Annotated in this window: 13 protein-coding genes; 12 read left to right on the top strand and 1 reads right to left on the bottom strand. The window is 38.9% G+C overall.

The window, feature by feature from the left end; all coding sequences use genetic code 11:
• Positions 1-65 precede the first annotated feature (65 nt).
• The 11 genes from plsX to ACQRD1_RS11405 all read left to right on the top strand — a co-directional run bounded on the left by plsX (position 66) and on the right by ACQRD1_RS11405 (position 12,371).
• The gene (gene plsX, locus ACQRD1_RS11355) at positions 66-1,088 is read left to right on the top strand and encodes a phosphate acyltransferase PlsX (RefSeq protein WP_235233424.1); all 1,023 of its coding nucleotides are present in this window, start codon (positions 66-68) and stop codon (positions 1,086-1,088) included.
• A gap of 34 nt (positions 1,089-1,122) precedes the next feature.
• Entirely contained in the window at positions 1,123-1,356 is a 234-nt protein-coding gene (acpP, locus tag ACQRD1_RS11360) for an acyl carrier protein (RefSeq protein ID WP_235233423.1), read from the top strand.
• Positions 1,357-1,409: 53 nt separating this feature from the next.
• Positions 1,410-2,105 carry a ribonuclease III gene (rnc, locus tag ACQRD1_RS11365; protein ID WP_235233422.1) on the top strand — a complete coding sequence of 232 codons (696 nt, stop codon included), beginning with the start codon at positions 1,410-1,412 and terminating at the stop codon, positions 2,103-2,105.
• 7 nt (positions 2,106-2,112) lie between these two features.
• A complete protein-coding gene (gene smc / locus ACQRD1_RS11370; protein WP_235233421.1) occupies positions 2,113-5,673 on the top strand; it encodes a chromosome segregation protein SMC in 3,561 nt (1,186 codons plus the stop codon).
• A 9-nt stretch (positions 5,674-5,682) separates the two neighbouring features.
• Positions 5,683-6,621, top strand: a complete 939-nt coding sequence (ftsY, locus tag ACQRD1_RS11375) for a signal recognition particle-docking protein FtsY (RefSeq protein WP_235233420.1) — start codon at positions 5,683-5,685, stop codon at positions 6,619-6,621.
• A 17-nt stretch (positions 6,622-6,638) separates the two neighbouring features.
• Complete coding sequence (ilvA, locus tag ACQRD1_RS11380; protein WP_235233419.1) at positions 6,639-7,853, top strand: threonine ammonia-lyase; 1,215 nt, start codon at positions 6,639-6,641, stop codon at positions 7,851-7,853.
• A gap of 179 nt (positions 7,854-8,032) precedes the next feature.
• Positions 8,033-9,433, top strand: coding sequence for a 2-isopropylmalate synthase (locus ACQRD1_RS11385; protein WP_235233418.1), 1,401 nt, complete (start codon positions 8,033-8,035; stop codon positions 9,431-9,433).
• Between the two features lie 20 nt (positions 9,434-9,453).
• Positions 9,454-10,107, top strand: a complete 654-nt coding sequence (locus ACQRD1_RS11390) for a GntR family transcriptional regulator (RefSeq protein WP_235233416.1) — start codon at positions 9,454-9,456, stop codon at positions 10,105-10,107.
• A gap of 21 nt (positions 10,108-10,128) precedes the next feature.
• Positions 10,129-11,325, top strand: a complete 1,197-nt coding sequence (locus tag ACQRD1_RS11395; RefSeq protein WP_235233413.1) for an NADP-dependent isocitrate dehydrogenase — start codon at positions 10,129-10,131, stop codon at positions 11,323-11,325.
• Between the two features lie 119 nt (positions 11,326-11,444).
• Complete coding sequence (locus tag ACQRD1_RS11400; RefSeq protein ID WP_235233412.1) at positions 11,445-11,621, top strand: DUF6472 family protein; 177 nt, start codon at positions 11,445-11,447, stop codon at positions 11,619-11,621.
• A gap of 27 nt (positions 11,622-11,648) precedes the next feature.
• Positions 11,649-12,371, top strand: a complete 723-nt coding sequence (locus ACQRD1_RS11405; protein ID WP_235233411.1) for a flavodoxin family protein — start codon at positions 11,649-11,651, stop codon at positions 12,369-12,371.
• On the opposite strand, the gene ACQRD1_RS11410 is transcribed toward ACQRD1_RS11405, so the two are convergent.
• Complete coding sequence (locus tag ACQRD1_RS11410; RefSeq protein ID WP_235233452.1) at positions 12,372-14,327, bottom strand: ABC-F family ATP-binding cassette domain-containing protein; 1,956 nt, start codon at positions 14,325-14,327, stop codon at positions 12,372-12,374. It abuts the gene before it with no gap.
• Between the two features lie 130 nt (positions 14,328-14,457).
• Here ACQRD1_RS11410 and ACQRD1_RS11415 point away from each other — a divergent pair, with 130 nt between their 5' ends.
• Positions 14,458-15,102: a redox-sensing transcriptional repressor Rex gene (locus ACQRD1_RS11415; protein ID WP_235233409.1), complete on the top strand. Its 645-nt coding sequence runs from the start codon at positions 14,458-14,460 to the stop codon at positions 15,100-15,102.
• Positions 15,103-15,105: the final 3 nt, after the last annotated feature.

Here is a 15,105-nt window from a genome sequence, read left to right on the forward strand (position 1 = left end):
AGAAATCATTGATTTTTATAACAATGTTTAGTAGAATGAAATCTAGTAGGCTAGGAGGAAAAATTATGTCAGAAATTACAAAAGTAGTATTGGACGCCATGGGCGGTGACAATGCACCAAAAGAGATGGTTAAAGGTGCTGTTGAAGCTGTCTCAAAAGAAGCTGGCCTGAAAGTGATTCTGGTTGGTCGAGAAGAGGAGATTACTTCAGAGCTTTCATCTTACAATTATAAGAAAGAGCAGATAGAGGTAGTGAATGCCACAGAAGTGATTGAGACCGCAGAACCGCCTGTCAATGCGATTCGTCGGAAGAAGGATTCGTCAATCGTAGTTGGTATGAAGATGGTGAAGAAAGGAGAGGCAGATGCTTTTGTGTCTGCAGGAAGTTCTGGAGCCATTCTTGTTGGCGGTCAGACGATTGTAGGAAGGCTTAAAGGAGTTGAGAGACCACCGCTTGCACCATTAATTCCAACAGAAAAGGGAGTCAGTCTTTTGATTGACTGCGGAGCGAATGTGGATGCCAGACCATCGCATCTGGTTCAGTTTGCCAAGATGGGTTCCATATATATGGAGCATATTGTAGGAATAAAAAATCCTAAGGTAGCGATTGTAAATATTGGAGCAGAGGAAGAAAAGGGAAATGCATTGGTAAAAGAGACATTTCCATTGCTGAAAGAGACAAAAGGAATCAATTTCACAGGAAGCATTGAGGCCAGAGAAATTCCACATGGACAGGCAGATGTGATTGTCTGTGAGGCATTTACTGGGAATGTAATTTTGAAATTGACAGAAGGACTTGCATCTACACTGGTTGGAAAGATCAAGGAAGGTATGATGAGTACCCTTCGCAGTAAAATTGGTGCACTTCTTGTAAAACCGGCATTGAAAGCAACGTTGAAGGAATTTGATGCCAGTGAGTACGGTGGAGCGCCACTTCTTGGATTGAATGGTCTTGTAGTGAAAACACACGGAAGTGCAAAAGCAAAAGAAGTGAGCAATACATTGATTCAGTGTGTAACCTTTAAGAATCAGAAAATTAATGAAAAAATCAAAGAGTGTATTCAAACGGATGTGATATCCGCTGAATAGAGAGAACAATAAGTAGGAGAAAAGGAGAAACAAAATGGAATTCGAAAAAATTAAGGAAATTATTGCTGATGTATTGAATATTAATGCAGACGAGATTACGATGGATACTACATTTGTAGATGACTTGGGAGCAGATTCTCTTGATATTTTTCAGATTATTATGGGGATAGAAGAGACATTTGATATTGAAATTGATAATGATGATGCTGAGAAGATCGTTACAGTAGGAGATGCTGTAGAACAGATCAAAAATGCAACAAATAACTAGGGAATATAGAAAAGAAAAAGCCCAGTAGGGCTTTTTCTTATGTGAGGCATATTATGGGACTGGATTTAAGAATATTAGAAAATAAAATCGGATATAAATTTAAAGATTTTCATTTATTAAAAAAAGCGATGATTCATAGTTCTTATGCAAATGAAATGCATCTGCCAAAATATGAATGTAATGAGCGTCTGGAGTTTTTAGGAGATGCTGTATTGGAATTGGTGTCTAGTGAATTTTTGTTTTATGAACATGGGAAGATGCCGGAAGGTGAACTTACAAAGACAAGAGCCAGTATGGTATGCGAGCCGGCTCTGGCTTTTTGTGCCAGAGATTTGAAGCTAGGTGATTACCTTCTGCTTGGCAAAGGAGAGGAAGCTACTGGGGGACGTAAAAGAGAATCTATCACCTCAGATGCAATGGAAGCACTGATTGGAGCAATCTATATTGATGGTGGTTTTGCTAATGCAAAAGAGTTTATTCAGCGATTTATCTTGAAAGATCTTGAGAATAAAAAGCTCTTTTATGATAGCAAGACTATCCTGCAGGAAATTGTACAGGCCAATTTTAAAGAGGTCATTTCCTATAGACTGATTGGAGAAGAAGGTCCTGATCACGATAAATCGTTTCATGTGGCCGTCTCTATTGGAGAAAAGGTCTATGGCCTTGGTACGGGCCGTACCAAAAAAGCGGCAGAGCAAGACGCAGCTTACCAGAGTATTTTGAAGTTGCACAAGATGAATATAAAGTAGGTGTAGCATGTATTTAAAGAGCATAGAAGTGCAAGGGTTTAAATCATTTGCACACAAGATTAAATTTGACTTCCATAACGGGATTACAGGCATTGTAGGACCGAACGGAAGCGGTAAGAGTAATGTTGCGGATGCCGTGCGATGGGTGCTTGGAGAACAGCGTGTAAAACAATTGCGCGGCGGAAGTATGCAAGATGTTATTTTCTCCGGTACGGAGAATCGGAAGCCTTTAAGTTATGCTTCTGTTGCAATTACACTGGATAATTCAGATCATCAGCTCCCGATTGATTATGAAGAAGTAACGGTCGCCAGAAAACTATATCGTTCTGGAGAAAGTGAATATTTAATCAATGGGAGCGCCTGTCGTCTAAAAGATGTCAATGAGTTATTCTATGATACTGGAATTGGAAAAGAAGGTTATTCTATTATTGGTCAGGGACAGATTGACAAAATCCTAAGCGGTAAGCCAGAGGAACGAAGAGAATTATTCGATGAAGCAGCTGGAATTGTAAAATTCAAACGCCGAAAAAACATGTCCGTCAAAAAGTTGGAAGAAGAACGGCAGAATCTTTTGCGGGTAAATGATATTTTAGCAGAGCTTGAGAAGCAGGTCGGACCTCTGGAGAGACAGGCAGAGACGGCAAAAGAATACTTAAAAAAGAAAGAACAGTTGAAAACGTATGATATTAACATGTTCTTACTTGAGACTGAGAGACTACAGGAACAGATTCAGGGAATTGATGAAAAGCTTGACGTGACCAGAGAAGAACTTGGAGAAGCAAGCAGTCAATATGATGCCATGAAAACAGAATATGAATCTGTGGAAGAACAAGTTGATGGCATTGATGCATCGATTGAAAAAGCGAAAAGTCAGCTCAATGAGACTACTATGTTGAAACAGCAGCTTGAGAATCAGATAGAATTGCTCAAAGAGCAGATTCGAAGTATGCATATGAATGATGCACATTACGATCAGCGTGCAAGAACTATCGATTCAGAAATAAATGTCCGTGAGGGTCAACTTCAAGAATTAAAGTCAGAACAGGAAGCAATCCAGAAACAGATGGATGAACAGATGAATCTTGAAGAACAGGCCAAAAAAGAGCTGATTGATGTTCAATCCAGGATTGCAGAAATCACTGCTTCTGTAGATAAAAATAAAAATGATATCATGGAATTGTTGAATAGCAGGGCATCTACTAAGGCAAAGATTCAAAAATACGATACCATGCTTGAGCAGATTCATGTCAGAAAGGCTGGAATGGATCGCCAGATTCAGGAATCTGAAATGGAGATCCAGGAGCAGAGCAAAAAACTAGAAGGCTATCAGAATGAATTAAAAGAAGTATCTTCTAAGATTATTGAACTGTCTGAAGAAAGCAGTCAGTATGAGACGAAAATTGAAGAACTTCAGAAACGACTGGCAAAGCAGACGGAGCAATTCCGTATCGGACAGACAGCATTTCACAGAGAGCAATCCAGATTGGAATCTTTAAAAAATATTACTGAGCGTTATGATGGGTATGGCAATAGTATTCGCAAAGTAATGGACAATAGGGACAGAGAAAAAGGATTGTTAGGTGTTGTTGCTGATCTGATCAAAGTGGACAAAAATTATGAGATTGCCATTGAGACAGCCCTTGGAGGGAATATTCAGAATATTGTAACTACAGATGAAGAAACAGCCAAACGGATGATTCAGTTCTTAAAAAAGAACAAGTTTGGACGTGCAACATTTCTTCCGTTGACTACAATCCATGCCTATTCAGGAATCGGGAAGCCAGAAGCCTTACATGAACAAGGCGTTATAGGTACTGCGAATACACTTGTAAAGGTGGAAAGCCAGTATAAATCATTAGCAGATTATTTGCTTGGAAGGACGCTTGTTGTTGACCATATTGATCATGGAATTGCAATTGCAAAAAAGTACAAACAATCTATACGCATTGTAACGTTAGAGGGAGAATTGATTAATCCTGGAGGTTCCATGACTGGTGGAGCTTTTAAAAATTCCAGTAATCTGTTAAGCAGACGACGTGAAATAGAGGAGTTTGAAAAAACAGTTAAAAAACTGAAGCAAGAGATGGATGAGATGGAAGCGTCTTCCGAAGCCTTGCGAAAAGAGCGTGCCGGTTATTATGAGAAACTGGATGAGATCAGTAACAAACTCCAGAAAGCATACGTCATTCAGAACACGGCAAAAATGAATGCCGATCAGGCAGCATCTAGAATGAAAAATGCAAATGAGATTTCTGAGCAGACTAGAATAGAGTCAGAAAGGCTGGATGTACAGATTACAGACATTATTGATAATCAGGAATCCATCAATGTTGAGTTAGATACATCAGAAACACTTGAAAAGGATCTGACAGAACGAATTGAAAAAGAACAGAAAGTTCTTGAAAAAGAACATGAAGAAGAGACTTTGAAGTTAAAAAGAACAGAAGAGATACATCTTGCATATGCCAGTCTGGAACAAAAATTTACATTCGTGATAGAGAATGTAAATCGTATTCAAGAAGAAATCGGTAAATTTCAGAATGAATTAAAAGAATTGGAGAAGAGTAAAGGTGGTACTTCAAAGGAAATCGAAGAAAAAGAGGAGCAGATCACAGAACTGCGACAGACTATAGAGAATTCAAAAGATTTATTTAAAGAGATTCAGAATGAAATAGAAAAATTCAAAAAAGAACGTGAAGAATTAAACCAAAAACACAAAGTATTCCTGCAAAAACGTGAAGATCTGTCCAAGCATATGTCAAGTCTTGATAAAGAAATATTCCGTCTGGAGAGTCAGAGAGAGAATTATGAGGCATCCTCTGACAAACAGATGAATTATATGTGGGAAGAATATGAGATTACGTTTAACCATGCAAGAGAGTTAAGAGACAAAAATCTGACGGATCTTGCAAAGATGAAAAAGAGGATACAGGAATTAAAAAGTGAGATCCGTGCACTTGGAAATGTGAATGTTAACGCGATAGAAGAATATAAAAGTGTATCCGAACGATATGAATTCTTAAAAGGACAGCATGATGATCTGGTGGAGGCAGAAGCAACGCTGGAACAGATCATTGAAGAACTTGATACTGCGATGCGTAAACAGTTTCAGGAGCAGTTTGCCTTGATAGCCAAGGAATTTGATACAGTATTTAAAGAGTTGTTTGGCGGTGGAAAAGGTACATTGGAGCTGATGGAAGATGAAGATATTCTGGAAGCGGGTATTCGAATCATTGCTCAGCCGCCAGGAAAGAAATTGCAGAATATGATGCAATTATCCGGCGGCGAGAAAGCTTTGACGGCTATTGCGCTATTATTTGCTATTCAAAATTTAAAACCATCCCCGTTCTGTCTGCTGGATGAGATTGAGGCGGCATTGGATGATAACAATGTTGTGAGGTTTGCGCAATATTTGCATAAATTAACGAAACATACACAGTTCATTGTAATTACACACCGAAGGGGAACAATGACTGCTGCCGACAGACTGTATGGTATTACTATGCAGGAAAAAGGTGTATCTACACTTGTATCTGTAAGTTTGTTAGAAGATGAGTTGGAGCAATAGGAGGACGATATGACAGAAGAGAATAAGGAAAATATAGGTTTTTTTAAACGTCTGGTCTCAGGTCTCAGTAAGACGAGGGATAATATTGTATCTGGGATGGACAGTATTTTTAATGGATTTTCTCATATAGATGATGAGTTCTATGAAGAGCTGGAAGAAGTTCTAATCATGGGAGATCTTGGTGTTCAGGCTACTTATGATATTCTGGATGATTTGAAAACCAAAGTAAAAGAGCAGCATATCAAAGAACCTTCACAATGCAGACAGATATTGATTGACAGTATCAAAGAACAGATGGATGTAGGTGAAACTGCTTATGAGTTCGAGGAAAAGACGTCGGTTGTTATGGTAATCGGAGTCAATGGTGTCGGAAAGACTACAACAATTGGAAAATTAGCCGGTAAACTCCGGGCACAAAATAAGAAAGTTATATTGGCTGCTGCGGATACGTTTCGAGCTGCAGCGGGGGAGCAGTTAAAAGAATGGGCAAACCGGGCACAGGCAGATCTGATCGGTGGACAGGAAGGTTCTGATCCTGCGTCGGTTGTATATGATGCGGTTGCGGCTGCTAAGGCCAGACATGCGGATGTGCTGTTATGTGACACTGCCGGAAGACTCCACAATAAGAAGAACTTGATGGAAGAATTAAAGAAAATGAATCGAATTATTGATCGTGAGTATCCAGAAGCATTTCGGGAAACATTGGTCGTTCTAGATGCTACAACAGGTCAGAATGCATTGCAGCAGGCAAAAGAATTTAATGAAGTAGCAGACATCACAGGAATCATTTTGACAAAAATGGACGGAACTGCCAAAGGGGGGATTGCTGTGGCAATACAGGCTGAACTTGGGATTCCAGTCAAATATATTGGCGTAGGGGAGACTATAGATGATCTTCAGAAATTTGACGCAGATACTTTTGTAAACGCTTTATTTACAGCAGAATAAGAGAGGAGAAATATTCAATGCTTACATTAGAAAAATTTGAAGAAGCCAGTGAACTTGTAAAAAAGGTTACAAATCCGACAAAATTGGTATATAGTGAATACCTTAGTCAGCAGACTGGCGGAAAGATTTATTTGAAACCGGAAAATATGCAGTATACAGGTGCATATAAAGTAAGGGGGGCATATTATAAGATTAGCACGATGACAGAAGAAGCGCGTGAAAAAGGATTGATTACTGCGTCTGCAGGAAATCATGCTCAGGGAGTTGCGTACGCTGCTCAGAAGTTTGGCTGCAAAGCAACGATTGTAATGCCAACGGTCACTCCGCTTATCAAAGTAAATCGAACGAAAAGCTATGGAGCAGAAGTGATCTTACATGGGGATGTCTATGATGATGCTTGCGAATATGCATTGAAACTTGCAGAAGAAAATGGCTATACGTTTGTACATCCATTTGACGATCTGGCAATCGCAACAGGTCAGGGTACGATTGCGATGGAGATTGTTCAGGAATTACCTACAGTTGATTATATTCTGGTGCCGGTTGGCGGCGGCGGTCTGGTGACAGGTGTATCAACGCTTGCGAAAATGCTGAATCCTAAGATTAAGGTAATTGGTGTAGAACCTGCTGCCGCAGCAAGCATGACAGCGGCTCTGGAAGCAGGAGAGCCTGTTACCCTAGATAGTGCTAATACAATTGCAGACGGTACCGCTGTAAAGCGTGTTGGAGAAAAGATTTTTCCGTATGCAAAAGAGAATATCGACAGTGTCTTGACGGTTGCTGATGATGAATTGATTGCCGTATTTTTGGATATGGTAGAGAACCATAAGATGATAGTAGAGAATTCGGGTCTGCTGACAGTTGCAGCTCTGCGTCAGCTTGATTTGAAAGGTAAAAAGGCAGTTGCAATCTTAAGTGGTGGAAATATGGATGTAATCACCATGTCTTCTATTGTACAGCATGGTTTGATACAACGAGACAGAATCTTCTCTGTATCCGTACTTCTTCCGGATAAACCAGGTGAATTGGTACGAGTTGCGGCAACCATCGCCAATGCACAGGGAAATGTTATCAAGTTGGAACATAATCAGTTTGTAAGTACCAACCGAAATGCGGCAGTAGAACTTCGTATCACTATGGAGGCGTTCGGAACAGAACATAAACATGATATACTGATGGCACTTGAAGATGAAGGATTCCGTCCAAGAGAGATTGGAGCAAAGCTATACTAAAATGAGATGAGAATTCAAAACATTAAAGAGACAGAAAATTTGTTAGAATTTTCTGTCTCTTTTTGTATGAAGAGAGAAAAATTCCCCTTGACACAAAATGTATAATTGTATACAATTATACACATTAAAATATAAAATAATGTTTTGTTTTGGTAATGTCATTTTAAGGAGTGTGTATTATGGAAAATAGAAAAGTTTATTTGGACAAGCATTCGAATTTGCTTCAATTGGAGGAGCATATGTATCCTCTGGTCGATGTTGATACACCGAATGTATTCCGGAATCTATTTCATTATGATGAGATTCCGAAGATTGCATTTAACGATCGTATTGTACCCCATAGTATGCCGGATGAAATCTGGATTACAGACACTACATTTCGTGATGGTCAGCAGTCTCGCGCGCCATATAGCACAGAACAGATTGTGACACTCTATGACTATTTTCATAAACTAGGTGGACCGAAGGGAAAGATTCGCCAGAGTGAATTCTTTTTGTATAGCAAGAAGGATCGGGATGCAGTATATAGGTGTATGGAAAAAGGATATAAGTTTCCGGAAGTGACTAGTTGGATCCGCGCAAGTAAAAAGGATTTTGAACTGGTAAAAGAGATTGGAATGAAAGAAACTGGAATTCTAGTAAGCTGTTCTGATTATCATATCTTTTATAAATTAAAGATGACAAGAAGAGAGTGTATGAATCATTACTTATCAGTGATCCGTGAATGTCTGGAAACTGGAGTGAGCCCGAGATGCCATCTGGAAGATATTACGCGTTCTGATATCTATGGTTTCGTTATTCCATTTTGTCTGGAACTTATGAAATTAATGGATGAATATAAGATTCCAGTGAAGATTCGTGTCTGTGATACGATGGGATATGGAGTAAACTATCCAGGAGCTGTGATTCCAAGATCTATTCCTGGAATTATCTATGGACTTCGTGTTCATGCGGGTGTGCCAAGCGAATTAATTGAGTTCCATGGTCACAATGATTTTTATAAAGCAGTCAGTAACTCTACAACTGCATGGTTATATGGTGCAAGCGGTGTAAACTGTTCACTTTTTGGCATTGGAGAACGTACTGGCAATACACCTTTGGAAGCTATGGTATTTGAATATGCACAGTTAAGAGGAACATTGGATGGTATGGATACAACGGTAATTACAGATCTTGCAGACTATTACGAGAAAGAGATAGGATATCAGCTTCCGTCAAGGACACCATTTGTAGGAAAGAATTTTAATGTTACCAGAGCGGGTATTCATGCAGATGGACTATTAAAAAATGAAGAGATTTATAATATATTTGATACAGATAAATTCCTCAAACGACCACCGTTGGTTGCAGTATCCAATACATCTGGTCTTGCTGGGATTGCGCATTGGATCAATACGTACTTTCATCTGCCTGAAGAAAAACAAGTAGATAAAAATTCAGAATTAGTAATAATGGTGAAGGCATGGGTAGATAAAGAGTATGAGGAAGGCCGTGTTACGGTACTGACAGATAATGAATTGCTTGTTGTTATTGATGATGCATGTAAACAGCTTGGAGTCAGCCTTGTCCAGGAGAAATAGAATCGAAGAAGGAGCAGAACATGGAAGAATATCAAGACCATTCTCTTAGAGGAAAGGTATTTCAAAAACTCCGTGAAGATATTCTTTCTGGAGTATATAAAGATGATGATGAATTAAGAGAGATTTCCATTGGAGAAGAAATGGGAGTCAGCAGAACGCCAGTTAGGGAGGCGCTTAGACAGTTGGAGCTAGAGGGGCTGGTGACGATCATTCCTAATAAGGGAGCTTATGTAAAAGGTATTACTCAAAAAGATGTACATGATATTTATAAAATAAGATCTCTTTTGGAAGGCTTATGTGCAAGATGGGCGACAGATAATATTTCCGATGAACAGATAGAAGAATTAGAGGAGATTATTCTATTGTCAGAGTTTCATTTGCAAAAAAAGAGTGAAGGAAAAGCGGCACAGGTATCTGAATTGGATGGTAAATTTCATAAAGTCTTGTATGAGGCATCCAACAGTCGTATACTAGAACATGTATTATCTGATTTTCACAAATATGTGAAGATGGCACGTACTTTGTCGGTAGGTGCCAAGGACAGAGCACAGAAATCAATCGAGGAACATAAAGGTATTCTTGAGGCAATTAAGAATAAAGACGCTGATCAGGCTGAAATGCTTGCGAATCAGCATATCATGAATGTTATGGAGAACCTCCATATGGAGAAGTAAATCAAAAAGGAGAGAAGCAAGATGGCAAAGATTAAGATGACAACACCAATTGTAGAGATGGATGGAGATGAGATGACAAGAATCTTGTGGAAGATGATCAAAGAGAATCTTCTGGAACCATTTATTGAACTGAACACGGAGTATTATGATCTTGGACTGGAACACAGAAATGAGACCAATGACCAAGTAACCATCGATTCTGCAAATGCTACTAAAAAATATAAAGTAGCAGTGAAATGTGCAACAATCACACCAAATGCCGCACGTATGACAGAATATAATCTAAAAGAAATGTGGAAGAGTCCGAATGGAACAATCCGTGCTATTCTTGACGGAACAGTATTTCGCGCTCCAATTGTGGTAAAGGGAATAGAACCTTGTGTGAAGAATTGGAAGAAACCAATTACAATAGCGAGACATGCTTATGGTGACGTTTATAAGAATACGGAGATGAAGATTCCGGGACCTGGAAAAGTAGAACTGGTTTATACTGCCGAAGATGGAACAGAAACGAGAGAACTGGTACATAATTATGCAGGACCAGGTGTTGCACAGGGAATGCACAATCTGTGCGGATCCATTGAAAGTTTTGCAAGAAGCTGCTTCAATTATGCTTTGGATACCAAGCAGGATCTGTGGTTTGCGACGAAAGATACGATTTCTAAAAAATATGATCATACATTCAAAGATATTTTCCAGGAAATCTATGATGCAGAATATGCAGAAAAATTTGAAAACGCTGGTATCGTATATTTCTATACGTTGATTGATGATGCAGTTGCCCGCGTTATGAAATCAGAAGGCGGATATATCTGGGCATGTAAGAACTATGACGGAGATGTAATGAGTGATATGGTTTCTTCCGCATTCGGTTCATTGGCTATGATGACCTCTGTACTGGTATCTCCAGAAGGTTATTATGAATATGAAGCTGCACATGGAACAGTACAGCGTCATTATTATAAACACTTAAAAGGAGAAGAAACATCAACCAATTCAGTTGCCACTATATTTGCATGGACCGGAGCGTTGAGAAAACGTGGTGAATTAGACAGCAATCAGGAATTGATGGATTTTGCAGATAAGCTTGAAAAAGCAACGATCGACACAATTGAAGAAGGAAAAATGACCAAAGATCTTGCTTTAATTACAACTTTAGAGAATCCAACTGTGTTGAATAGTGAAGAGTTTATAAAAGCAATTGCTGAGAAATTGTAGTAATTAATAGTAAAAAGGGGACGTAGTAAAATTAACTTTTACTACGTCCCCTTTTTACATTTAGGGTGTACCCAAATGAAAAATATGTTATACTTGTTCCCAGGAAGGAGTTGTGTATCGTGAAGAGTAATTGTGAATCATGTGCTCATTATGAATATGATGAGGACTATGAATGTTTCACTTGTCAGATGGCATTAGATGAGGATGAATTGTATCGATTTGTGACCAATACATATTACGATTGCCCATATTATAGTTATGGCGATGAATATACGATTGTTAGACATCAGATGTAGATTATATGAATGGGGGAAGTATAGAAGATGAATATATTGATGATTAATGGAACTATGCGAAAGGGTTCTACTTATCATGTGGGAAAAATGTTGATTGATAAGATTGCTACAAAGGAGGATCAGGTAATTGAACTATTTCTACCGAAGGATATGCCTGAGTTTTGCAGAGGCTGTGGAAGATGTATTATGGAAGATGAGACAAAATGTTTTGATTATCTAATGTACATGAAGCGGTTGACTGGCTTGATTGATAAAGCTGACCTGTTGATTCTGACTTCACCGGTTCATGTCATGCATGTAACGGGAGCGATGAAATCTATGTTGGATCATTATGGATATCGTTTTATGGTTCACAGACCGGGAGCTTCTATGTTTCGAAAACAGGCAGTGTGTATTGCAACTGCCGCGGGAGGCGGCGTGAGATCTACGCTTAAGGATATGAAGATTAGTCTCCAGTTCTGGGGTGCCGCTAGAGTGTATACCTACGGAATGTCGGTGGCATCGCTTGGTTGGGATGGTGTCAGTGCAGATAAGAAAGAGCGGATTGACAGAGATTTGAGTAAGCTTGTATTAAAGATTTCCAAAGATCCAGATGGAGTGAATCCAGGAATCAAGACTCGTGCTCTGTTCTATATTATGAGAAGCTTTCATAAAAAAGGAATGAGTCCGGTGGATGATAATTATTGGAAAGAAATGGGATGGCTTGGAAAAGAACGTCCATGGAAATTACTGAAAAAGGAAGAGCTGTAGCTATTCAGCCAGCTCTTCCCATTTTATATACAGCTCTTCAAGTTCTTCCGCAATAGCTGCCTTTTCATTGGCTAATTCCTGACATTTAATGGAACTTGTAAAAATATCTTCCTGCAACATCATTTCGTCAATCTTAGCATCCCGCTCTTCAAGAGTAGTGATGCGTTCTTCGGTTTTCTTCAGTTCGTTTTTTCGTTTTCGCTCGCGAGCCTGTGCTTCTTTTTGTTCCTTCCAGTCGAGCTTAGAATCTGACACATTTGCTGCAACAGAGTCTTTGCCAGAAGATATAGCAGAATTTGCAGTTCCTGGAATATAAACAGAAGACGGGGCACCAGCATAAATGGTTGTTAGCTCGTCTTTTTTTTCAAGATAATAGTCATAATTCCCTATATAATTTACAAAAGTCTGATTCACCAGATCAAGGATCCTTGTTGCTGTCTGATTGATAAAATAACGATCGTGTGAAACATATAAGATAGTTCCGGTATAGTTGTTCAATGCTTTTTCCAGAATTTCTTTTGATGGAATATCCAAGTGGTTTGTTGGTTCGTCAAGAATCAGAAAATTAGCTTTCGAAAGCATCAGCTTCGCTAAAGATACTCTGCCACGTTCTCCACCGCTTAGGTCACCGATCCGTTTAAACACATCATCCCCAGTAAATAAAAAAGCGGCCAGCATATTTCTGATCTTCGTGTTAGTCAAATCCGGGTAATCATCTGAAATTTCGTCAAAAATGGTTTTTTCCATATGTAGTACATGGTGTTCCTGATCATAGTATCCGATCGCTACATTAGTTCCCAATGTAAATGTACCGGAATCTGCTGATATTACCTGATTTAAGATTTTTAAAAGTGTTGTTTTCCCCGTTCCATTGTCACCGATGATTGCAACATGTTCCCCGCGTTTAATGTCAAAACTTATATCTTGAAACAGAACTTGATTTGGAAATGATTTACTTAGATGTTCAACAGACAGAACATCGTTACCGCTGACACAAGAAGGCTCTAATGTTAAGTGAATCTCATTATTTGCTTCCAAGGGTTTCTCTACAGGACGGATCTTTTCCAACATCTTTTCACGGCTTTCTGCACGCTTAATAGATTTCTCACGATTAAAAGAACGAAGCTTTTCAATTACGGCTTCCTGATGCTTTATTTCTTGCTGCTGATTTAAATATTCTTTTATCTGAGCATCACGAAGCTGCTGCTTTTTGGCAGCATAATCACTGTAATTTCCATTATAGGTCATCAATTTTCCAGATTCGATTTCTAAGACCTTAGTCACTACTTTGTTCAAAAAGTAACGGTCATGAGATACGATCAGAACGGCTCCTGGATAATTCAGAAGATAAGTTTCTAACCAAGCTATAGAGTTTAGATCCAAGTGGTTAGTAGGCTCGTCCAAAAGCAAGATATCTGGCTTGGTGAGCAATAATTTACCAAGAGAGACGCGGGTTTTCTGACCCCCAGAAAGGGTATCTACGGGTTTAGAAAAATCATTTTCTGTAAAACCAAGACCTTTTAATACCCCGTTAATCTCACTTTCATATGCATAACCATTCTGGCGTTCAAAAGAAGCTGTCAGACGATTATATGTTTCAAGGCGTGATGTCAATGCATCACCTTCTAAATGTTTTAATTCTAATTCGATGGAACGGATCTGTGTTTCCATTTCGATGATATCAGATTTGGCAAGTTTCACTTCTTCATAGATAGTGCTTCCACTTTGCATAGCCTGATGCTGTGCAAGATATCCCAAGGTTTTGCCTTTGGTTAAAATTACTTCTCCGCGGTCAGAAGGAAGCTCACCTACAATCATTTTAAAAAGCGTTGATTTTCCCGCTCCATTGGGACCAACAAGAGCTGCTTTTTCGTGATCTTCTATATGAAAAGAACCGTCAGCGATAATCACTTTTTCGCCGAAAGATTTACTGATTCCGTGACATGCTAATATCATATTATTTTCATATCCTCCTTTTTCACTCGTTTTCATTATAGCGAAAATAGGACAAAATACAACTAAAAGTTTGACTTTGTTCACACAATTCTATATAATATTTCTTAGAATGAAATGGAAGGTGAGACTATTGGAAGAGAGAGAGATTTCCCAGGCGGTCATCCGTAGATTGCCACGATACTATCGATACTTAGGAGAGCTACTTGAAAATGGAGTGGAGCGTATCTCGTCTAACGATTTGAGTAAGCGTATGAAAGTGACTGCATCTCAGATTCGTCAGGATCTTAACAATTTTGGTGGGTTCGGTCAGCAGGGTTATGGTTATAACGTTAAATATTTGTATACAGAGATTGGTAAGATTCTTGGCTTGGAAGAGGCTCATAATATGATTATTATAGGAGCTGGTAATTTGGGGCAGGCTCTTGCTAATTATGCAGCTTTTGAGAAGAGAGGATTTGTATTAAAAGGAATTTTTGATGTCAACCCAAGATTGGTAGGTGTTTCAATCAGAGGCGTGCCGATTCGTATGATGGATGAGTTAAAGTCATTTGTCCAACAGAATGATGTTGAGATTGCAGTTTTAACTATTCCAAAGGACAAGGCAATTGAAGTGGCTAATATGCTGGTAGACAATGGTGTTCGTGCAATTTGGAATTTTGCCCATACAGATTTGAATCTGCCGGATCATATAATTGTTGAAAATGTACACTTGTCTGAAAGCTTAATGCAGTTATCATACAATATTAGCCGATATAACGAAGAACATAAGAAATAAAAA

This window comes from Bariatricus sp. SGI.019 (genome assembly GCF_050315235.1).
Classification (GTDB): Bacteria; Bacillota; Clostridia; order Lachnospirales; family Lachnospiraceae; genus JAFBIX01.